The sequence below is a fragment of the Sulfidibacter corallicola genome (genome assembly GCF_017498545.1).
In the GTDB taxonomy this organism is placed as follows: Bacteria; Acidobacteriota; Holophagae; order Acanthopleuribacterales; family Acanthopleuribacteraceae; genus Sulfidibacter; species Sulfidibacter corallicola.
Genome location: NZ_CP071793.1, coordinates 9,329,350 through 9,349,129, shown reverse-complemented (window position 1 = coordinate 9,349,129; position 19,780 = coordinate 9,329,350). Strand labels below are relative to the sequence as shown.

The following is a 19,780-nucleotide window of genomic DNA, read 5'->3' as shown; positions in this document are numbered from 1 at the left end:
CTCCGTTACACACGGGTGCAACACGTCGCTTCGAAGCGATCAAGACTGCGTAGATACGAAACGCCAAAGAGCGAAGTGCCGATGGAAGCCTGAGCTTCGGAATGTGCGACCAGCGGTCGCACCTACCTGGCACGACGACCCTCTTTGGCAGCCGGGAACAGCATGCTGGCTCGCCTCGCGTGGTTTCTTTCCCGAAATCGCCGCTGGTACGCGGCTCTTTTGCGACAAACCGGTATTCGACCCGAACAGCGTCTTACCGGTTGGCAAAAACCTCGGCTCCTAGAAGTGGCGTTTCGGCTGGGGCCGATCTAGCCCTGCCCTTCGGCCGCACCCTCGATCCAGGAGCGCCGGATCCGGGTGTCCGCCGTGACCGTTTGCGTGAGCGTTTTACCGACCAGTCGATCGCGCTCCAACCCCGTGAAAAATACCGCCGGATCCTCCAACGGCTGCTTGGTGGTGAGCATTTCTTCCGTCAGCCGCGTACCGGCGGGCAGTGCCTGGTTGGCACACAGGGCCACGTGGTAGTTCAGGCGCGCCGCGTGTTCCTGCGGCAGGATGCCGGGCTTGACGCCACGCATCCGTTCGATCCGGCGAATCATGCGCGCCATCTCCGCGAACTCCGCCGGCTCCAGGCTCACACGGTGGTCCAGGCCCACCATCTGCCGCGAGAGGGTGAAATGGCGTTCGATCAACTTGGCGCCCAGGGTCACCGCCGCGACGCAGGCTTCGATGCCGTCTTCGTGGCCGGAAAACCCGACGTGTTTGCCGTAGCGCGTGGCCAGGTCCTGAATGGTGTCCAGAAAGACCAGGTTTTCGGGGGTCGGATAGGCACTGACACAGTGCATCAACACCAGCGGGCTGTCTTTCAGAAGAGCCAACGCCTGGTCGATCTCTTCCGGTGCCGCGCCGCCCACACTGACGATCAGCGGAATCCGGGTCTCCGCCAATCTTGTCAACAAAGGGCCGTTGGTAATGCTGTGGCTGGCGACCTTGAGGACGTCGGGGCTCAATTGGAGCGCGAACTCGACACTGGGAATGTCGAAGACGGAGGTGGTGAACAGCAAACCCAGCTCTTCCGCGTGCTCCTTGCACGCCCTCATATCGTCCAGTGAAAGCTCCAGTCGCTCGCGCACTTGGCGCTGGGTTCGACCGAACTGGGGACATTTGTGAAAGGGTCGGTCCAGGAAGTCGGCGGTGGCCAGCGCATCGGGGCACCGTTTCTGGAACTTGACCATATTGGCGCCTGATCGCGCCGCGGCGTCGATGTGCTGGTGCGCCAATTCGGCGGAACCGTTGTGGTTCAGGCCGATTTCCGCGATGAGCAGGGCGGGGAGGCCGTCGCCGAGGTCGATGGGTCCGATGCTGAAGTGTTCCATGTGTGGTCCTTTCCTGGAAAGCGATAGGTTGTCGAGGGTGGGGTAATGGTTTCAAACGAATTCATTTATATCACGCGGTGGACGACCCTCCGGCGTCTTCCGGTGGGGTTGCGCCGGTCAGGTTCCGGGATCGCACCATTCTCGGAAGCCCCTCATGATTTCCCGTGGGGGAGGCGGGTTGGGCGAGGCGATCTTGCCGACCTCGATTTCGATGCATTGCGAATAGGGAAAATCCGGTAGTCGGTCGATGGGCTGTCCACCGGTCGTTTCGTATCCGCGATTGACGAGGATGTAGTGGTGCAGGCCCGCCATCGGCAGAAAAACCGAGGCGGAAGCGCCCATCAACGCGTTGCCGTCGCCGTCGACGACCACCACCTCGCGATCCGGTTGGGCGAGTTTGAGGCCCACGCCGACGGCAAGCGCTTCGCCCATCGCGTGCAACAGGTAGAGGTGGTTGGGCGCTTTGAAGCGATGGGCCGTCTCGCGCGAGTTCAGTCCATTGCAGAACACGAAAGCCGCCTTCGGGTGGCGGTCCAAGATCGATTCGATGGCTTCACGACGATTCATCGATGTTCCCCCGGTGAACGAGCAGTACGGCGATGCGTTCGGCCTCGCCGCCATAGGCCAAATCGAAACAACGGTGTAGGCCGGCCAACCCTTCCTGGCCGAAGTCCACGACCTCGATCTCGAGCAGGTCGAGCAGCGGTTGGGTGAGGCTGCCCCAATCCTGGTGCTGGGGTTCTTCCCACGCCAACTCGCCGCGATTGGAGACCACCAACACCAGGCCCGTTTCGTAGAGGCGTTGCAGGCCCAACAGGGCGTCGAGCGCGCGGCCCAGTCCGCTGTTCTGCATGAGCACGGCAGGACAGCCGTGGCCGGCGCGGGCCCCGAAGGCGATCGCGATCGCGTGTTCCTCACCGGGTACTGCCTGGTAGTGGTTCAAGTGCGGCAATACCTGACGGATGACGCTGTCGGGCACACCGGCCGTCAAGGTGGCCCGCCGATTGAGTTCAGCCGCGAATTCGGCACCGGTGCAGATTTGCGGATACAGCTCTCGCGACATTCAGTCCTCCATGCGGATGATGCGCCCGAACAGATCGGCCAGGTCCCGATCGGTGATCGGCCGCGGATTCACCAGGGGCAGCCCCTTGTCCATGCGGACCCTGGCGATCAGCGAGTCTGTCACGGGATCGGCCTTGCCGGTCAGGGGCACCTGGTAGGGGACCTGGAGCAGGGCCAGGAAGCGGTGGATCGCGACCAGCACGGCTTCCCGATCGCCTTCGGGCACTTGGAGCAATTCGCCGAGGGCCTCGATCCGGTCTTTCGCGTAATGGGCCAGGTTGAAGGCGATCACGTGGGGGGTGATGGTGGCGTTGAGCAGCCCGTGGGGAAGGTTGCTGTATTTGGCCAGGGCGACCGAGAGGGTGTGGATCAGGCCGGTGCGGGCGTGGGTGATCGCCAGACCGCCCCACAGGGCCGCTTTGGCCAGGGCCGTGCGGGCCGTGCCATCGTCCGGGTCGTCCATCGCCCTCGGCAGGTGTTTGAAGATGAGGGCCAGGCCTTCCTTGGCCTGGCAGTCGGCCATCGGATGGGGGGTCGCGCTGAGGAAGGCCTCCAGATTGTGGACCCAGGCGTCCAGACCGGTCGCCAGGCGGTAGCGTTCCGGCAGGGTGCGGGTCAAGTCGGGGTCGACCACCGCCCATTGCGGGAACAGGTGGGGCGAGTTGACCGTGAACTTCTTGCCCGATTGCGCGTGATTGATGACCGCATAGGGTGTCACCTCGCTGCCGGTGCCCGCCGTCGTCGGAATCAGGATGATGGGAAGCGCGGGCGCGTCGATATGCGGGGTGGGGTCGTGATCGCCACAGCGACCACCGTTGCGACTCAGGTACGCCGCGAATTTCGTCAGGTCCATGACCGATCCGCCGCCCAAGCCGATCACGAGATCGGCGTTGGTTTCGCGGAGGTGCAGGGTGAACCGGTCCACGTCGTCGCTGGTGGGCTCCTCCGGAACCGGCTCCGTCAGGACCGAGCAGTTGGCGGGCAGCGCTGCGACCTTTGCGGCCACCCCCGATTTGTGGGCCGAGGCACCGCTGATCAGGGCGACGTGCTGGTAATTTTCCAGTGGGATGTGCTTGGGAAGCCGGTTGAGAACGCCGCGCCCGAACACGATTCGGGTTGGATTGTAGTAACTGAACCCTTTCATGATGATTGCTCCGTGGTGAGAGGAGGCGTGCCTCGCGCCAAATCGACGCACGTCCGTGCCGAGGGGCGCCGTCGCCCCCGTTCGTGTACCCGCGAGTTGGTGAGGGTCATGCTTCCTTTTCGAAAAGGGCGTTGGTCCAAGCGATTCGTCGTTCCAGCCAAAGTTCCTGGGAATTGTCTTTGGCGAAGGTGACGCCGGCACGCATTTGGGCGCTGAGTTCGGGGCGGTTGCGGTAATAGTGGAGAATCTTGTCCGCCAGGCCGCCCACCGATCGCCAAGGCACGACGGTGCAGGCGCCCGTATGGGTCAGGTCCTTGTAGTAGTCGGTATCGAAGGCCAGCAGGGGGATGCCGGCGGCCATCGCATCGAAGGCGCTCCGGGGCGTGTCCTGGGAGATGGGTGCGGCCATGAGTAGATGATAGTCGTAGAGTTGATCGAAAAAGACCGGGCCGAAAGGAACCGCACCATAAAAGGTAATGTAGTCCTCCGCGCCGAGCTCCGAAGCGAGGGCTTTCAGTTCCGCTTCCTGCTCGCCGGCACCCAGGATGTGGAGATGGACCGCCTCGGCTCCCCGTTCGTGGGCTTGATGGACCGCGCGAATGCAGTAATCGATTCCCTTGTACGGCACCAGGCGACCGAAATAGGTCAGGTGGAGCGGCGCTTCGCCTCGTTCGAAATCGGTGATCTTGGATTCGAGTCGTTCCGAGGGAATCATGTATTCGGGTGAAAAGGCGACGTCGTAGAAGTTTTTTACGTGGGACCGACCGCCTCCGAAATCGTCGACCAGGCTCTGGCTCTTCAGCATCAGCAGCGAACAACAGCGGACCGCCCAGCGGATTTGAAGGGCACGCAGCGGGTTGTAGAGGTATTTGGCGATCAGGTAGCTGCGGTACGAAATGGCGCCGGTCGCGCGCTGCATGTCCACGCTCTTGCGGTTGTCGATGTCGATCACGAATATGGTTTTGCGGCGCATCAGCCAGCCTGCGAACAGGGAGAAGATTTCAAAGGGTTTCAGGATGTCGAAGGAGAGCCCGGCGTGGACCAACCCGGCGCCCTTGACCGCGCCGATGATCTTGAAAAAGGTGGGCAACCAGACGAACAGGGCGAATGCGAATCGCCCTGTTTCCACCGGATGGAGCTCGGTCAGGTAAATGAGATCCTCGTCTTCGGAAAGATGGCCCAGGTGATGTTTGTTGGCCTCGTAGTGAGCGTCGCTCATGCGGGGGGCGGCCACGCGCATGCGGTCGAATCGGGGAGCGAACATGGGCCGCGAGAGCCGCAAGTGCTCGGCAAAGGCGCTCTCGCAGGCAATGCGGCCGTCGGGTGCTCGGTAAAAGGGGACAGGTACCACCAACAGGTATTCCATGTGGACGTTTCCTTTGGCATTGGATTGGGGGATTCGTGCCGGCCGCGGTGGCGGGGGCGTTTCGAGGGCCCTTGCGGCTATCCGGCCCACAAATCCCGTGGGGTGGAGGTGACTCCGTTTCTGGATGGGCACATTCTAGCGCAATCGGGTGTGAAATGAGATCCAGATGGGAAGGAAAACCACAGGGATCAGCGCGGTTGGAAAAATACCCTCGCCGGCTCGGAACCCGCGGATCGAATTTTTTTTAAAAAAATGCGAACACTTCCCGGGATTCTGGTGAGTGCATAAGTGGTAGAGCATTTTGAAGGGAGCTAATAACTCCAAAACGCATTCGCGTTACGTTGGCCCGCATTGATTTTATCGATGCGGGCGATTTTTTTTGTCGGCTCGGAATTGTCCGTGTTTCTCCCCGCTCGCCCCCCTTTCCGTTCGGGTTCTCGGTTATAATCGGCTCGGTCTAACGAACAGGAAGGGGAAACATGACGCAATATTGGTCTTCAACGTTCACTCTGGGCATTTTGGGCGGCGGTCAATTGGGAAAGATGCTGCTCGACGAAACCGCTCGCTTGGATATCCGCACGTCGGTGCTGGATCCCTCTGCCGAGGCGCCGGCACGCGGCCGGACCGAGACCTTTCAGCGTGGCAATTTGATGGACTACGAGACCGTGCTCGCCTTCGGTCGCGAGGTGGACATGATCACCTGCGAGATCGAGCACATCAACATCGACGCCCTCGCGCAATTGGAGAAGGAAGGGAAGATCGTGCGTCCCTCGCCCGGGATCTTCCGTACGGTGGGTAACAAGTCCCTGCAGAAGGCGTTTTACCGGGATCACGACATTCCCACGTTGCCGTTTTTCAGTTTTGAGAACAAACGGGAGATGCTGGATCGGTTGGAAGGGTTACCGGCCGTTTGGAAGGCCGCCACCGGCGGGTACGACGGCCGCGGTGTCGCCGTGTTGCGCACCCAGGCGGATCTGGACCAAGTTCCCGACATGCCGGGCCTGATTGAAACCTACATGGAAGACAAACGCGAGATTTCGATTCTGATCGCGCGCAGTCCCAGTGGCCAACTGGCCGCATTCCCGGCCGTCGAGATGGTGTTTCATCCGACCGCCAATCTGGTCGAGCACCTCCACAGTCCCACCTCGCTGCCTGCGGAGGTCGCGACCCGCGCTCGGGAGATCGCGGAATCGGTGGCGAAGGCTTTCGACCTGGCCGGCATCATGGCGGTGGAGATGTTCGTGACACCGGACAACCGGATCTATGTCAACGAAGTGGCCCCACGGCCCCACAACAGTGGCCACCACACCATCGAATCTCATTTGACCTCGCAGCACGAGCAGCATCTTCGCGCCATCCTCGACTTGCCGTTGGGTTCGCCGCGCGCGCTGTTCCCGGCCGTCATGCTGAACGTCCTGGGTGGTCCCGAAAGTGGGAAGCCGCGCTACGAGGGGCTCACCGAGATCTTGCGTGAAGAGGGCGTCTATCCGCACATCTATGGAAAGGCCGAAACCCGTCCTTTCCGCAAGATGGGTCACATCACGGTGATCGGCGCCACGCTGGAGGAAGCCTTGGCCAAGGCGGAAAAGGTCAAACAGCGGCTCGTGGTCACGGCTGGCTAGAGCCGCTCCTGGCCGGATTTCCCGCGACGTTTCGTCGTCGCGATTTTCAAAAAAACGATAGGCCCCGATGGGGAGCCGTGGAAAGGATGTCTTCAATGCGCAATAGCAGCGTGCCACGTGTCGGTATCATCATGGGAAGCCAGTCGGACCTGCGGGTCATGGGCGCGGCGGCCGAAGTCATGGAACGTTTCGAGATTCCCCACGAAGTTACGATCGTCAGTGCCCATCGCACCCCCGAGCGACTGGTTCGCTACGGCCGCGAGGCCGAGTCGCGTGGACTTCGGGTCATCATCGCCGGTGCAGGGGGGGCCGCCCATCTTCCCGGCATGATCGCTTCGCTCACGCCGCTGCCCGTCATCGGCGTCCCGGTCAAGGCGTCGATTTCGATCGACGGCTGGGACTCCATTCTTTCGATCCTGCAAATGCCGGGCGGCGTTCCGGTGGCGACGGTCGCGCTGGACAACGCCCAGAACGCGGGCCTGCTGGCGGTGCAGATCCTCGGCGCCGCGGACGACGAGCTCAGGGCCAAGGTCGCGACCTACAAGCGGGAGCTGGAGGAGAAGGTTGGCGGCATGGTGGACCGCGTCGCGACCGAGGGGTGGCGTCAGGTCCGCGATCAATTGTGAAGCCGGAGGCCGTTTCCCAAGGGGCCTGAGCGAAACGGCGTTGCCTTTCGCTTGCGTCGAAGGCCAGCCCATGTCCGATCAAAGCCGGACCTAGAAACGCAAAAGAGCCAGGCACCTTGCAGATGCCTGGCTCTTTCGCTCAATTGGGATGATCAGCGTTGGGAACGCACGACGCCGTATCCGGCGCGCCGTCGAAATTGGTTTTTGACGTCCAGGAACTCGCGCATCAGGTCGATCATGCGGTGGACGTGTTCGATATGTTGAAGGCCGCTGATCAGGGTCACGGTGCGCCCGTTGGTAAGTTTGGCGCACAATTGCAGGCTGCCCTTGCCGAGAAAGCGGATTTCGCGACAGAAGAAGCCTGCCACCTCACACGAATACAGATGCCGTCCGGGCCAGAAAAAGGGCCGATGGCGGATGGACAGGACACCACACCCGATCAGGAGGGTGGTGCGGTTTCGCCACATCGCAAGCGACAGGTAGGTCAGCACCAGGCCGAGCACGACGGCGGCGGCGCGCCAAGGCTGTGTCAGGAGAAACGCGGATCCGAAGCTGGCCGCGCCGAGCAGCGAGGCGGACAGAACCCAGGCTGGCGGAAAGGTCCAGTGCCGGCGGAACAGCAGCTCGTGGGGGCGGGTTTCCACGTCGAAGTCTGCCGAGGCGAAATGGGCGAGATCGGTATCCGAGGTCGTATCAGGGGTCTTTAGTAGATAATGGGCGGGATTTTTCGAGAGGCCGCTGGGAAGTGGAGTACGGGGTAGGGGCGGACTCATATAAGTTTCCTCCTCCGTGATCGAAGAAAATAAGCCTTGCACTATACATGTCGGAAACAAAGGAAAATAGGGTCAAAAAAAAATGAAAGAAATTCGAGGTAATATGAAATCACAGGTTTCCGCTCCCCAAACATCGGCAATAAAAGGGACTGGGCAAGAATTCGCCAAGAAGCGGAGCGGATCAACTCGGATTCACTAAGATTAAAAGATTGGAACCCGAAAATCCACCATTGACTTCGTCTTTTTTTCGGCAGAACGAGTTTATCTTCAAGTAGGTTTGGGTTTGAAGCGGTGTTGTCGCGGAAAAATTGACCTTATGTCCTCGTCGCGAAAAAACCGAACGATCCAGGACATGAGTGCTTCGAGTCGGCTCTACCCGGCGGCGAGCATGAGTCAATCTTTCCACCACCGAGTTCGCGGAGGACGCCGAGAGGGCGCGGCCAGCATTCGCCAAGCCATGCACGGGACCGCCTCGCGAACATTTGCCTGAGAAGCCCGGAGATACGGATCATAAAAGAGTCCTGGCGTCTACAATACAGCACATGCTGTCCCAGTGTGTCGGCTAGGCGGAGGGCGACCACCTGTTTGGTCCGCCTTGGCGTAAACCGGCGAAAATCCCCGATTGAGCCCTCCCGGGAGACCGAATCGCTCGTACCCATCCAGAAACCGAGTTTTTCGAAATGGCGGCGCGGCATCGACCGCATTTCCAATGCACACGATTTATCAGCAGTCAGCTAACCGGTTTTTCCAATCGCCCGGTGACGATATCTTGCCGGCACCTGACAACTGACACCGGGGTCAACCAGGCGAACCAACTCGGCTGTTACGATCTTCTCGTTTCCGGATGGGCACCAACCCGTCGCTGTGATCTCCTGACTGGTTCGCGAGACACTGATGCCGATCAACCCATACCAACTGCAAGGTCTCCGCGAACTCCGCGTACTCTCTTGAAACAAACTTGCTTGGAGTCCCCGAATGCCGAGAGATTCGTCGTGCCAGGTAGGTTCATCCGCCGGATGAACTTGTCGAAGCGATCCATGATCAGAGTTCCCGCATGCTTTGAGGATCGGCGCGGCAGTAGGTTGGCCGGCCCGGCCGACACTTCGAAGCGATCCACACTCCGCAGATGCGAGACGCCAAAGAGCGAAGCACCAATAGAAGTAGGAGCTTTGGAATGTGCGACCAGCGGTCGCACCTACCTGGCATGACAACCCTCTCAGGCAGCCGGGACCACCATGCTAGCTCACTTCGCCTTGTTTCATTCTCGAAATCGAGCGGGTTAGCCCGCTGGTGCGTGGCTCTTATGTAACAAACTCTGTAAAGCTCGAAGATAAAGATAAAAACCTAAAAAGGCGAATGTGCGGGGAGTTCGTCGAAAAATGTCGGCCCGGCGGGCCAACTTACTGCAACGACGCCCCTCTCACAAATGCGGGAACTCCCAAACGATTCGCTTCGATTAGTTACCCACCTGAAACCCGGGCCCCCGGCCTGGGCAGCGACTCGGTGGTGTAAATTCCTCCCCACTCCGAATCCTCTCCCAACTCGAATTAGGACGAAAACCCGTTGGACTGCCCATCGAACAGGCTTCCGTAGGGGAAGGTCAACATGAACGCGGTGCCCTTGCCGATGCCGTCGCTCTGCGCGCTGATGGTTCCGCCGATTTCCTTCATCGCCTTGTAGCAGTAGTTCAACCCGAATCCGTGTCCGCGCTGCTTGGTGGTGAACCCGTGATCGAAAATTTTGTTCACGTTGGCCGGATCGATGCCGTGGCCGCGGTCGCGGATCATCACCACCGGTTGGTGATGCTTGTTCTGGGTGAGCTCCAGCGTCAGGATCCGCGACCCCTCCGGAACCTCGTTCATGGCCTCGATCGAGTTCTTGAAGAGATTGATCAGGATGTGGGTCAGCTTGACCTTTTGGGCCTGAACCCGGATGTCGTTGTGATACAGGGTCTGTACTTCGATCCGGTTGCGCATCAGGGCCGCCATGTTGACGTTGAGGGCGTCGCTGATCACCTCGCGCAGGTCGAGGTCCTCCAGCTCCATGCCGTGTTTGGCGTGGGTTTGCTGGGTTTTGATGACTTCCTTCATCAGTTCCAGGTTCTTGCGAATCTTCTCGGTTTCCACCAGGTTCTGGTTGTGCTCGCTTTGAAGGATATCGGCCAGGCGCATCAGGAAACGGGGCAACATCTTGCCCTTGGGATCTTCGGTGAAGAAGGTGGGGTTGTCCTGGTTGGTTTCCAAGAGCTCGCGGGTCTTGGTGAGACTGTTGATCTTGGATTCCTTCAGGGTGCGGTTGATGCGCCCGCTGGAGACATTGACGCTGTTGAGCACGTTGCCGATGTTGTGCAGCACTGCGGAGGAGAATTCGGCAAGCTCGCGGTTTCGGTCTTCGCTTTCCCGCAATTCCTGCTCGGCCTTCTTGCGGAAGATGCTGTGACGGATGGTGCGCGAAAGCAGGGAAGGGGTGAGCTCCTCCTTGGGAAGGAAGTCGTCGGCACCCATGTCCATGGAGGCGTTGTCGATGTGGGGGTCCTGGTGACCGGTCAACATGATCAGCGGCAAATGGTGGTTGGTTTCGGCGGCCTGGCGAATGATGTCCAGGCCGCTGCCGTCGGGAAGCTGGTAATCAGTGAGGACGACGTCGAAGCTGCCCTTGCGGACGGCCTGCACCGCCGCATCGAAATTGTCGACCCATTCGATGCGATAGCGAGTCCCTTTGACCTTGGAAAGCACCTTTTTGATGATAAAAAAGTCGGGTTCACTGTCCTCGATCAACAGAACCGAGATCTCCTCGAGTTCCATTTCAGACTGCTTTTGGTGTTCGTTCAAACCGCCCCCCTCCCGGCAGCTTTCGGCAAAATGACTGTTTCCAACCAATACTCTCCCATGATTCGCAGGGTGTTGACCAGTGAATTAAAATGAATGGGGCGGGGAATAAGTGCATTAGCACCAAGTTGATAGCTAGTGTGAATGTCGGTAGGGAGGGGATTCGGATGTAGGACGAGAATCGGAATGTGCCGCATGGCGGGAAGTCCGCGGATTTTTTCCAATATCGAGGTGGCACTCGGCGTCGAAGCCATGGCTTGGTTCGAAAAATCCAGCAAAACCAGGTTCGGCGGCGTAAAACCGCGCATTTCCGGCGGCGGAGGCGCCTGCTCGGCGGTCAACAGGCGACCGCAACTGGTGGTCGCCGTGTGGAGGTGGGGAAAACTATGCAACAACGCCTGGTGTGTCTGCTCGAGCCGATCGGGGTGATCCGACACGATGAGAACACGGCTTCGGCGAGATGACGTGCTCAATCGGGGTCCTCTCTCTCATGGGGTTACGAAAAGCCGGGGAACGCCTGCGAGATCGTCGACCAAAAGGAGGGACTTACGGATAACTGTTAGATAACGAGTCACTTGCCTTGCGTTCCGTCTTCAAAAATGTGCACCAACCACAGCAGCCCATGCAAGGCAAAGTTGGCACCTGGTCGTGAATTGGGTAGATCGGTCGTGTTTTTGCGTCCTGGCGGCATTCGGAATTTTCGTCAAGTGGCGCGCGTCATCGGCAGGATCACCGTGAATTGCGAGCCTTGGCCCTCGACGGAGGAAGCGGCGATGTCGCCGCCGTGGTGTTGTGCGATTTTTTTACAGATGGCCAGACCGATGCCGCTGCCTTCGTATTTTTTGTGGGAGTGGAGACGTTGGAAGGGTTGGAAGATGCGTTCGGCATGTTTGGCGTCGAAGCCGATCCCGTTGTCCTCCACGTGGAGATGACACAGGTTTTGGCTATCCATGCGGTCTGCGCGGATTCGGATTTCGGGAGAGACGTCCTGGCGACGATATTTGATCGCATTGCTGATCAGGTTCTGGAACAGCCGCTGGATCTGCATCTTGTCACCGCGAACATCCGGCAGGTCGTCCAGGTGCAGGGTCGCCCCCGAATCCTGGAGTTGGCCGCGCAGATCGAGGCGAATGTCTTCGATCAGATCCGTCAGGTCGATGGTGTCGAAGTCTCGCGGTTGGGTGGTGACCCGGGCGTAGTCGAGCAGGTCGTCGATGAGCACCTGCATGCGCCGGCAGGCGGTCGTGATGGTCTGAAGGTATTCGCGGGCATCGCCGTCCAAGCGCTCGGCGTAGTCCTCTTCCAGCATTTGCACCGAGAACCGCATGCTGCGCAGTGGCGCCTTGAGGTCGTGCGACGTCATGTGGGCGAAATCCTGCAGTTCGCGGTTGCTGCGTTCCAACTCGGCCATCAGGTGCTTTTTGGCCTCTCGTTGGCGGTACAGGTCCAGGAACACGTTGACCTTGCCCTTGAGGATGTTGGGATCCAGGGGTTTGAACAGGTAATCCACCGCCCCGGCCTCGTAGCCGCGGAAGACGAATTTCTGTTCCTTGTTGATGGCGGTGACGAAGATGATCGGGATATGGCGGGTCTTTTCGTAGCCCCGCATGAGTTGGGCGGTTTCGAAACCATCCATGCCTGGCATCTGCACGTCCAGCAGGACCAATGCGAAATCGTGCTTCAACATCAACGAGAGCGCTTCGTTGCCCGAAGTCGCCCGCACGATGTCGAGACTGGGATGCTCCAGGATGGCTTCCAATGCCAGCAAGTTCTCGGGTCGGTCGTCCACGATCAACAACTCGACCTTGGTGTCGAGCTGGTAGTCGTAATCTGAGTCTTTTGGATTGGAAATCAAGAGGCGTAATCCATGGGGTTCAAGCCTGGGTTATCGAGTTGGCCGTTGCTCCGGAATGGGAAACCGGGAGGACGCATCGGTTGGACTCGACGGCACAGAAGGCGCCTGGTTTTCGACCACGTTGGATTCTGTGTGACATTCGCGGGTTCGGGAATTCGGGACCGGATGGGTTTCCCGGCCGCGGTGAATGTGAGGGAGAACGGCGCGATCAAAGCGGGTTCCCTCCAACAGGATACCATTTCCACTCGCTTGTGGGACCAGGACTCTTCCCGGAATTGCGAAAAGTGCGTTCCGACTTCAGAAGGTTTCCTGGTGGGCCTCGGGATCGGGATGACCGGTCTTCCGATAGATTTTTTCCTTGGGTGCCACGTCTGCGAAGGCGTCGGAATAGGCCGAGTAGCGAATGCTCTCCTTGGAGCCGAGGCACAGGAAACCGCGTTCGGTGAGGCTCTCGAGAAAGAGTCGGAATACCCGGTTCTGCAGTTCTTTATTGAAGTAGATCAAGACGTTGCGACAAAAGATGACGTTCATTTCGCCGAAGACGCCGTCGACGGCCAGGTTGTGGTCGGCGAACACGATGTTGCGGCGCAGGCTGCTGTTGATGATGGCGTGGTTGTAGCGCGCCGTGTAATAGTCGGAAAAGGACTGGTTGCCGCCCGCACGCTGGTAGTTGACGGTGTATTCGCGAGCCAGCTCCAGCGGAAAGATGCCGTCTTTGGCCTTTTTCAGCACCAACTCGTCGAAGTCGGTGGCGTAGATGCGCGCGCGGTCGATCAAGCCCTCCTCGTGCAGCAGGATCGCCATGGAGTAGACTTCCATGCCCGTGGAACAGCCCGCGTGCCAGATCTTGAAGAACGGCAATTGGCGCAGTTCGGGCACCAGCTTCTCGCGCACCGCGTGGTAGAAGGTGGGGTCGCGGAACATTTCCGTGACGTTGACCGACAGGTTCACCAGCAATTTCTTGAACAGGGTTTGATCGTAGAGGAGCCGGTGTTGCAGTTCCGAAACGCTGTCCAGGTTGGCCTCGGCGAGGAAGTTGAGGATCCGGCGTTTAATGGAAGCCTCGGCGTAGTTGCGGAAATCGTAGCCGTATTTCAGGAAAATGGCTTCTTTCAGGAGTTTGATTTCGATGTTTTCGTTCTCGGCATTCCTCATGAACGCTCCAGGGGGTGCGGTCTCGATCAATAGAGCCATACCCGCATCAGACTCAACAGCTTGACGTTATCGACGGGTTTGGCCATGTAGTCGTTGGCGCCGGCGTCGATGCACTTGTGGCGGTCGCCCTTCATGGCCTTGGCGGTCAGGGCGATGATCGGCAGCTTGCGGTATTTGGCCTGTTTGCGGATTTCGCGAATCGCCTCGTAGCCATCCATTTCCGGCATCATGATATCCATCAGGACCAGGTCGATGTCGGGCGAGGCTTCGAGTTTTTCGATGCCGTCGCGACCGTTGGTTCCGACGATCACGTTCATGCCCTTCTCTTCCAGGACGCTGCTCAGGGCGAAGACGTTCCGCATGTCGTCGTCCACGATCAGGATGTTCTTGTCGCGGAAGATCGACTCCTTGTCGTGCACCAGGTTCAGCAGGCGGCGCTGTTCCCCGCCCAGCTCCGATTCGACCCGGTGCAGGAACAGAATGGTCTCGTCCAGCAACCGTTCGGCGGAATTGGCGGTCTTGAAGACCACGCTTTCCGCGTATTGATCCAGCTTCACCTTCTCTTCCTCCGTCAGGTCCTTGCCGGTGTAGACGATGATCGGAAGGTGGGGGATGCGGGAATCGTTGCGGATCTGGGACAGCAGGTCGTAGCCCGAGATGTCGGGCAGGTTGACGTCGAGCACCATGCAGTCGTAGTGCGAATCCTGAAGCAGCTTGATCGCTTCCGAGGCGCTGCCCACGCCGACGACTTCCACGTCCTTGCCACCGGTCAGGGCCAGCAGGCTGGAGCGCAGCTTGACGTCGTCTTCCACGATCAGCAGGTGTTTGATCGGCCGCGAGATGATGTGGCTGATACGGTTGAAGGCCTGATCCATGTCGGCCATGGTCGCGGGTTTTTTGAGGAAACCGGCTGCGCCCATCTTCATGGCCTCGAAGTTCCGGTCGGCACCCGAGATGAAGTGGACCGGGATGTGGCGCGTCTCGGGATTGTCTTTCAAGCGCGACATGACCGCCATCCCGTCCATGCGGGGCAGCCCGATGTCGAGCAGGATCGCGTCCGGTTTGTAGTAATCGGCCTTGTGCAGCCCGGATTCGCCGTCCCCCGCCAGCAGGCACTTGAAGCCCCGTTCGCGGGCCAGGTGCATCAGGGTTTTCTGGAAACCGGGATCGTCCTCGATGATCAACAGGACCGGGTCGCCGCGACGCAAGTTGTGGCGGTCGTCCTCGACCTCGTCGGTCGGTGGCGGGGAAGGGTTGCCTTGGGGAGCGCTGGCCGGTGCCGGCGATTCCGTCGGCGGGGTCGAGGGGTTCGGTTCCGGGTTGCCGGCGGGATTGGCCACGATCTCTTCGCCGGGCTCCTTTAGGACCGGTTTCGGGAGCGGTTCGGAAATCGGAGGTTTCTCCGGGTGGTAGGGGAGTACGATCTGCTCTTCGCCGGCGATGTCTCCGTGATGTTCCGGCAGGAACAGGGTGAACACGCTGCCGGAGCTCTCCTCGCTCTCCAATTTGATTTCGCCGCGCAGCAGGCGCGCCAGTTCCCGCGAGATCGACAGGCCGAGTCCCGTCCCGCCGAAATGGCGACTCGTGGTGCCGTCGGCCTGCTGAAAGGCCTCGAAGATGAGGGCTCGCTTGTCCGAGGGAATGCCCAGACCGGTATCGGTGACCGAGATGGCCACGGTGCGCCGGGGATCGAGCCGCGTCTCCGGCGACAGGTCGTCCCGCTTCGGCCGGTAGAAGCGCACCCCCACTTCGCCTTTCTGCGTGAACTTGATGGCGTTGGAGAGCAGGTTCCGCAAGATTTGCTCGGCCCGCTGGTCGTCGGTTACGATCGTGTTCGGAAGATCGGGATCGATCCGGGACTGGAAGGTCAGGCCCTTCTCTTCGGCCACCGGACGGAATTTCCGTTCCAGCGCCTCCGACATCTTTTGCAGCGGCACGGCGGTGAGGTGCAGGTCCATCTTGCCGGCTTCGACCTTGGACAGATCGAGGATTTCGTTGATCAGGGCCAGCAGATCGCTGCCGGACTGGTAGATGGTCTTGGCGAAGCTGACCTGTTTGTCCGAAAGGTTTCCGGCCTCGTTCTTTTCCAGGAGCTGCGAGAGGATCAGCATGCTGTTCAGGGGCGTGCGCAGCTCGTGGGACATATTGGCCAGGAATTCCGATTTGTACTTACTGGTCTGGGTGAGGTCGCGGGCCTTTTGCGCCAGTTCCTGGCGGGCCCGTTCCAGTTCGGCGTTTTTGTGGCGGACCTCGTCCCGTTGCCGTTCGAGGGCTTGGGAGCGTTCCTCCAGCTCCTCGTTGATCTGCTGTAGTTCGCTCTGCTGTTCCTGTAGGCGCGCCTGCGATTCGCGCAGGGCACGAGTCTGTTCTTCCAGCTCTTCGTTGGTGCTGCGCAGCTCTTCCTGACCGGCCTGAAGGGCCGCTTCCGATTCGCGCAGGGCACGGGTTTGTTCTTCCAGTTCCGAGTTGGCCTTCTTCAGTTCGTCCTGTTGGGTTTGGAGGGTGTCGGCCTGGTCGCGGGTCTGGCGCAGCAGCTCGGCCATGCGGGCCCGCGCGGTGGCCGTATTCACGGCGATTCCGATGTACTCGCGCAGCTTTTCCAACAGTTTGATCTGTTCGTCCGTGAACTCTTCGAAACTGCCCAGTTCCAAGACGCCCACGACCTCGTCTTCGAACAGGAAGGGCACGGCCAGGATGGCACGGGGCGGTGCCGAGCCGATCCCCGAAAAGACCTGCACGTAGTCGGGCGGGACATGGGTGATCAGGATGGTTTCACGTTCCAGCGCGGCTTGGCCGACGATCCCGTGGCCCAGGCCGAACGCGTTGGAGACCTCCTTGCGCTTCCGATAGGCGTAGCTCGCGATCAGCCGCAGAATGTCGTCCTCACCCAGGATGTAGAAGGCACCGACTTGGCCGTTGAGGTATTTGCACACGAACTGGATGATGTTGCGGCCCAAGCTGGTGAGATCCAGATCGCCCTGCATCTGGTCGCGAAGCTGGACCTCGCCGTTGGTTTGCCAGTCCTGGCGGTTTTTCTCCGAGCGCAGCCGGCTCAGCACCGTGGTCATGTTCGAGAGCGCCAGGCTGAGTTCGTCCTTGTCCGATTTGGGAGTGATGACGCTGGAGTAGTCCCCTTTCGCGATGCCTTCGGCTTGGGCGACCACCTCGCGCAGGGTATCGCCCATTTGGTTGACCGCCTGACCGAGCACGTCGTACTCGCTCCGCACCACCACCGTGCGGGTGAAATCACCCAGGGCGATGGCTTTGCACACTTCGGTCACATCCTGCAGGGAGATGATGACCTTGTGAAAGCTCTCCGCGAGCTCGCCGATCTCGTTGCGCGGCATCAGGAAGCGCGCGGTCTGCAGGTTGCCGATGGCCGCCTGTTTGGCGCGGCGCGAGATGTGGCGAATGGGGCCGACGATGCGGTTGGTGATCACGAGGCTGGCGAACAGCACACAGAACACCAGGAACAGCAGCGCGATCGCTGTGACCTTGATCAGGTTGCGCAGGTCGGCGAGGGCTTCCTTTTTATCGATTTCGGCGACGACGATCCAGTTCAGGCCCCATTTCTCGAGTTTGTCCAGTTCCGAATAGGCACCGAGCACTTCGTGGTCCTGGTGATCCAGATAAAACCCGGACTCGCCCATGGGCAGGCCGGTTCCGCTCGCTTCCAATTGCTGCAGGGCCTCTTCTCGCTCCTCGACATCGGCGATACCTTCGATGCGGGCCGACTCCGCCTCGAACATCCAGCCGCGGGTCGCTTCGGAGGTCACTTTGCGTTCCAGGATGGTGTTTTCCTTCTCGTGCAGACTCTGGGTGCGCATCAGCAGATCCTCGCCGACCAGATAGGCGTCGAGGGTTTCGAAGTCGGTGGAGCGGCGTTTCATGACCTTTTTGATTTGGTTGATCGGCAATTGAATGGCGAGCACGCCGACCACCTGGCTATTTTGGTTTTCCAAGCGTTTGCAGAGGAACATCGCCAATTCGTCCCAGGTGGGTTCGTACACTTCCAGATCCGAACAAGTCGGGGCTTTGGTATTGCGCGCGCGACGCCAGGCCTCGGCGAACTGCGTGTCTTTGTAGGGTTCATCGAGGAGATTGGCGCCCATGTCGTCGCCGCCCATGATCGAGAACAGAATGGTGCCATCGCGATTGATCAGAAAAGCGTCGAGGTACCCGTAGGTTTGTTGAAAGTTGCGCAGGTCGGCGGAGCCTTCGAGGGTGAGTTCGGTCCATTCGGTGGTCAACACGAAATCCGCCGCAGGCATGTTCGAGGCACGGAACGCTTCGTCGAGCGCGATCAGGAAGTCGATATTGGCTCGAAGTTCCGATTGCACCTGCAGGTCGCGAATGCGTTCCTCGAAAAAGCCTTCGATGGCGTTCTTTTTCGTGGCCATCGTTTCCGTCAGGCTGTCTTTGGCGTTGGTGGTCAGGGTCTCGTTGGTTTTCAGGCCCAGGTGGACCGAGACGATGGCCAGCGGCAGCAGCGAGATGGTCAGGAACCACAGGAAGATGGAGATACCCAGGCGCGACATCAAGGGACGCGGCCCCCAGAACAGGCGGCGTTTCAACGGCTCGTTGGGTTTCAAAAAGGCCTCCGTGGTCGCAAGCACGAGTGTCGTCATTCCGGAACGCGCATTCCGGCCGGGACGAAACACCGATGCCCGGTTCGAGATGCGTGCTGACTTCAGGTCCGAAATGCGAGATAACCCCGATTCTAACACAGCGATAAGGCATTTGGTGTCAGGCGGGAACAGTCGGTCCCAAACCCGGGCGAAGCCGAAAAACCCGACTACGAATCGGGGGTGCGGAGAGAGGACCTGTTGGGTGGCCCTGTCGAGATCCGATCAGGCCGGGGGCAAGCCTAATGCTCGAAGTCGACGATCTAGAGGCGTTGGCCGGTATCGATGTCGAAGCGAACCGTAGCCGGCTTGTCATCGCGGCGGAAGGTGTACATCGCGCCTGGCTTTTCGGTTTGGACGGAGGTGAATATAGTCGAACCAATAACCTCACTTTCGCTATCGATCTGAAAGTGTTTTTCTTGAGCAACGCTGCCCGAGATAATTTCCAGCTTCACGGGATCCATTTGTGAAGCGGAACTCCTGCACACCCCACGTTTATATAACCATGATCTGTGTTGAAATAACCTCCCATTTTGAATATCTCCATTATGGGCTGTAAAAAATGTTAATTAATTTGATAAGGGGGGGGGTGAATATTTGGCAAATCAATGTTGTGGTGCCTTTTTAACGCTTGCAGTTTGACGTGCCAAATGAAAATATTTATAAATAGTGACATTATTTTTTTGTTTTTTTCGCTTGAGTTTCTCGACCGGAGTGAAAAACGATGGCTCTGAGACGTTGCCGGAACCTAGCGGCATTTTGTGTTTAGTGAAAAAGTAATGTTCTTTTACTTTGGATAAAATTTGAGTGTCGATACCTGTTCTCTCGGAAAGTAGAGCTACATCTTGGCTATTGCCTCGGAATTCAAGCCATTTTTTTTGGCTCTTGGTGTTTCTTTGTAACAGGGAAAAGGAGGATTCTTGATTTATTGCGTGTTTTTTTTGAGAGAGCGGAGTATTGTGTTGAAAATAATGTCTCGCTCTTTAATGTTCTGCAGGGCCTTGTCGATTTTCTTATAATCCAGCTTGTTTGGGCTGGTCTGAACGATTGAGTTAAGAGTATCTAGGCTAGCTTCGGAGACTTCGCGATTGTCTGACCTGAGCATTTCTAAGAGCATGTTAAACAATTCATCGTTCCAAAATGAAATTTCACTAATTAATTCAGCGATTCTTGATTGAACTAAGTTAGTTTCAGATTTCCAAGTTTTGCATATGAAATCCCAATCGCTTTTGGATAATTGTTTTGCCAAAGTAATTGCGTGATCTATCCCGATATCTGACCAGAAATCAATTGAGTGATTCCTATTGATATAGGTGATAAATGTCTCATGGTTTTCCATGGTTTTCTC

Annotated in this window: 15 protein-coding genes; 2 read left to right on the top strand and 13 right to left on the bottom strand. The window is 58.8% G+C overall.

Translation table 11 applies throughout. The features are described 5' to 3' along the window. Positions 1 to 308: 308 nt before the first annotated feature. From J3U87_RS28155 to J3U87_RS28135, 5 genes are all read right to left on the bottom strand, one after another. Positions 309 to 1,376 (bottom strand): N-acetylneuraminate synthase family protein, encoded by a 1,068-nt coding sequence (locus J3U87_RS28155; RefSeq protein WP_237379120.1) that lies wholly within the window; start codon positions 1,374 to 1,376, stop codon positions 309 to 311. 117 nt (positions 1,377 to 1,493) lie between these two features. Continuing rightward, a complete protein-coding gene (locus J3U87_RS28150) occupies positions 1,494 to 1,943 on the bottom strand; it encodes a thiamine pyrophosphate-dependent enzyme (protein WP_237379119.1) in 450 nt (149 codons plus the stop codon). Continuing rightward, on the bottom strand, positions 1,930 to 2,439 hold the full coding sequence (locus J3U87_RS28145) for a hypothetical protein (protein ID WP_237379118.1): 510 nt from the start codon (positions 2,437 to 2,439) through the stop codon (positions 1,930 to 1,932). Before J3U87_RS28145 ends, J3U87_RS28150 begins: the two co-directional genes overlap by 14 nt. Next, positions 2,440 to 3,582, bottom strand: a complete 1,143-nt coding sequence (locus tag J3U87_RS28140) for an iron-containing alcohol dehydrogenase family protein (RefSeq protein WP_237379117.1) — start codon at positions 3,580 to 3,582, stop codon at positions 2,440 to 2,442. 106 nt (positions 3,583 to 3,688) lie between these two features. Further along, the gene (locus J3U87_RS28135) at positions 3,689 to 4,948 is read right to left on the bottom strand and encodes a glycosyltransferase (RefSeq protein WP_237379116.1); all 1,260 of its coding nucleotides are present in this window, start codon (positions 4,946 to 4,948) and stop codon (positions 3,689 to 3,691) included. A gap of 479 nt (positions 4,949 to 5,427) precedes the next feature. Here J3U87_RS28135 and J3U87_RS28130 point away from each other — a divergent pair, with 479 nt between their 5' ends. Both J3U87_RS28130 and purE read left to right on the top strand, forming a co-directional pair. Next, complete coding sequence (locus tag J3U87_RS28130; RefSeq protein ID WP_237379115.1) at positions 5,428 to 6,570, top strand: 5-(carboxyamino)imidazole ribonucleotide synthase; 1,143 nt, start codon at positions 5,428 to 5,430, stop codon at positions 6,568 to 6,570. A gap of 95 nt (positions 6,571 to 6,665) precedes the next feature. Next, on the top strand, positions 6,666 to 7,196 hold the full coding sequence (gene purE, locus J3U87_RS28125) for a 5-(carboxyamino)imidazole ribonucleotide mutase (protein ID WP_237379114.1): 531 nt from the start codon (positions 6,666 to 6,668) through the stop codon (positions 7,194 to 7,196). Between the two features lie 152 nt (positions 7,197 to 7,348). Here purE and J3U87_RS28120 read toward each other — a convergent pair whose 3' ends face one another. From J3U87_RS28120 to J3U87_RS28085, 8 genes are all read right to left on the bottom strand, one after another. After that, the gene (locus J3U87_RS28120; protein ID WP_237379113.1) at positions 7,349 to 7,969 is read right to left on the bottom strand and encodes a hypothetical protein; all 621 of its coding nucleotides are present in this window, start codon (positions 7,967 to 7,969) and stop codon (positions 7,349 to 7,351) included. A gap of 1,547 nt (positions 7,970 to 9,516) precedes the next feature. Beyond that, a complete protein-coding gene (locus tag J3U87_RS28115; protein ID WP_237379112.1) occupies positions 9,517 to 10,800 on the bottom strand; it encodes a hybrid sensor histidine kinase/response regulator in 1,284 nt (427 codons plus the stop codon). Further along, positions 10,797 to 11,270 (bottom strand): response regulator, encoded by a 474-nt coding sequence (locus J3U87_RS28110; protein WP_237379111.1) that lies wholly within the window; start codon positions 11,268 to 11,270, stop codon positions 10,797 to 10,799. Before J3U87_RS28110 ends, J3U87_RS28115 begins: the two co-directional genes overlap by 4 nt. Positions 11,271 to 11,500: 230 nt before the next feature. After that, positions 11,501 to 12,652 (bottom strand): sensor histidine kinase, encoded by a 1,152-nt coding sequence (locus tag J3U87_RS28105; protein WP_237379110.1) that lies wholly within the window; start codon positions 12,650 to 12,652, stop codon positions 11,501 to 11,503. A gap of 297 nt (positions 12,653 to 12,949) precedes the next feature. Continuing rightward, positions 12,950 to 13,807, bottom strand: a complete 858-nt coding sequence (locus tag J3U87_RS28100) for a CheR family methyltransferase (RefSeq protein WP_237379109.1) — start codon at positions 13,805 to 13,807, stop codon at positions 12,950 to 12,952. Between the two features lie 26 nt (positions 13,808 to 13,833). Continuing rightward, on the bottom strand, positions 13,834 to 18,399 hold the full coding sequence (locus J3U87_RS28095; protein WP_237379108.1) for a response regulator: 4,566 nt from the start codon (positions 18,397 to 18,399) through the stop codon (positions 13,834 to 13,836). A gap of 296 nt (positions 18,400 to 18,695) precedes the next feature. Continuing rightward, complete coding sequence (locus tag J3U87_RS28090) at positions 18,696 to 18,896, bottom strand: hypothetical protein (RefSeq protein ID WP_237379107.1); 201 nt, start codon at positions 18,894 to 18,896, stop codon at positions 18,696 to 18,698. Positions 18,897 to 19,357: 461 nt separating this feature from the next. Then, positions 19,358 to 19,771 (bottom strand): hypothetical protein, encoded by a 414-nt coding sequence (locus J3U87_RS28085; RefSeq protein ID WP_237379106.1) that lies wholly within the window; start codon positions 19,769 to 19,771, stop codon positions 19,358 to 19,360. Positions 19,772 to 19,780: the final 9 nt, after the last annotated feature.

What these genes read in the sequence shown, in the direction of transcription:
- J3U87_RS28155 (WP_237379120.1), bottom strand. Translation starts at nt 1,376, where the DNA reads ATGGAACACTTCAGCATCGGACCCATCGACCTCGGCGACGGCCTCCCC.
- J3U87_RS28150 (WP_237379119.1), bottom strand. Translation starts at nt 1,943, where the DNA reads ATGAATCGTCGTGAAGCCATCGAATCGATCTTGGACCGCCACCCGAAG.
- J3U87_RS28145 (WP_237379118.1), bottom strand. Translation starts at nt 2,439, where the DNA reads ATGTCGCGAGAGCTGTATCCGCAAATCTGCACCGGTGCCGAATTCGCG.
- J3U87_RS28140 (WP_237379117.1), bottom strand. Translation starts at nt 3,582, where the DNA reads ATGAAAGGGTTCAGTTACTACAATCCAACCCGAATCGTGTTCGGGCGC.
- J3U87_RS28135 (WP_237379116.1), bottom strand. Translation starts at nt 4,948, where the DNA reads ATGGAATACCTGTTGGTGGTACCTGTCCCCTTTTACCGAGCACCCGAC.
- J3U87_RS28130 (WP_237379115.1), top strand. Translation starts at nt 5,428, where the DNA reads ATGACGCAATATTGGTCTTCAACGTTCACTCTGGGCATTTTGGGCGGC.
- purE (WP_237379114.1), top strand. Translation starts at nt 6,666, where the DNA reads ATGCGCAATAGCAGCGTGCCACGTGTCGGTATCATCATGGGAAGCCAG.
- J3U87_RS28120 (WP_237379113.1), bottom strand. Translation starts at nt 7,969, where the DNA reads ATGAGTCCGCCCCTACCCCGTACTCCACTTCCCAGCGGCCTCTCGAAA.
- J3U87_RS28100 (WP_237379109.1), bottom strand. Translation starts at nt 13,807, where the DNA reads ATGAGGAATGCCGAGAACGAAAACATCGAAATCAAACTCCTGAAAGAA.
- J3U87_RS28090 (WP_237379107.1), bottom strand. Translation starts at nt 18,896, where the DNA reads ATGGATCCCGTGAAGCTGGAAATTATCTCGGGCAGCGTTGCTCAAGAA.
- J3U87_RS28085 (WP_237379106.1), bottom strand. Translation starts at nt 19,771, where the DNA reads ATGGAAAACCATGAGACATTTATCACCTATATCAATAGGAATCACTCA.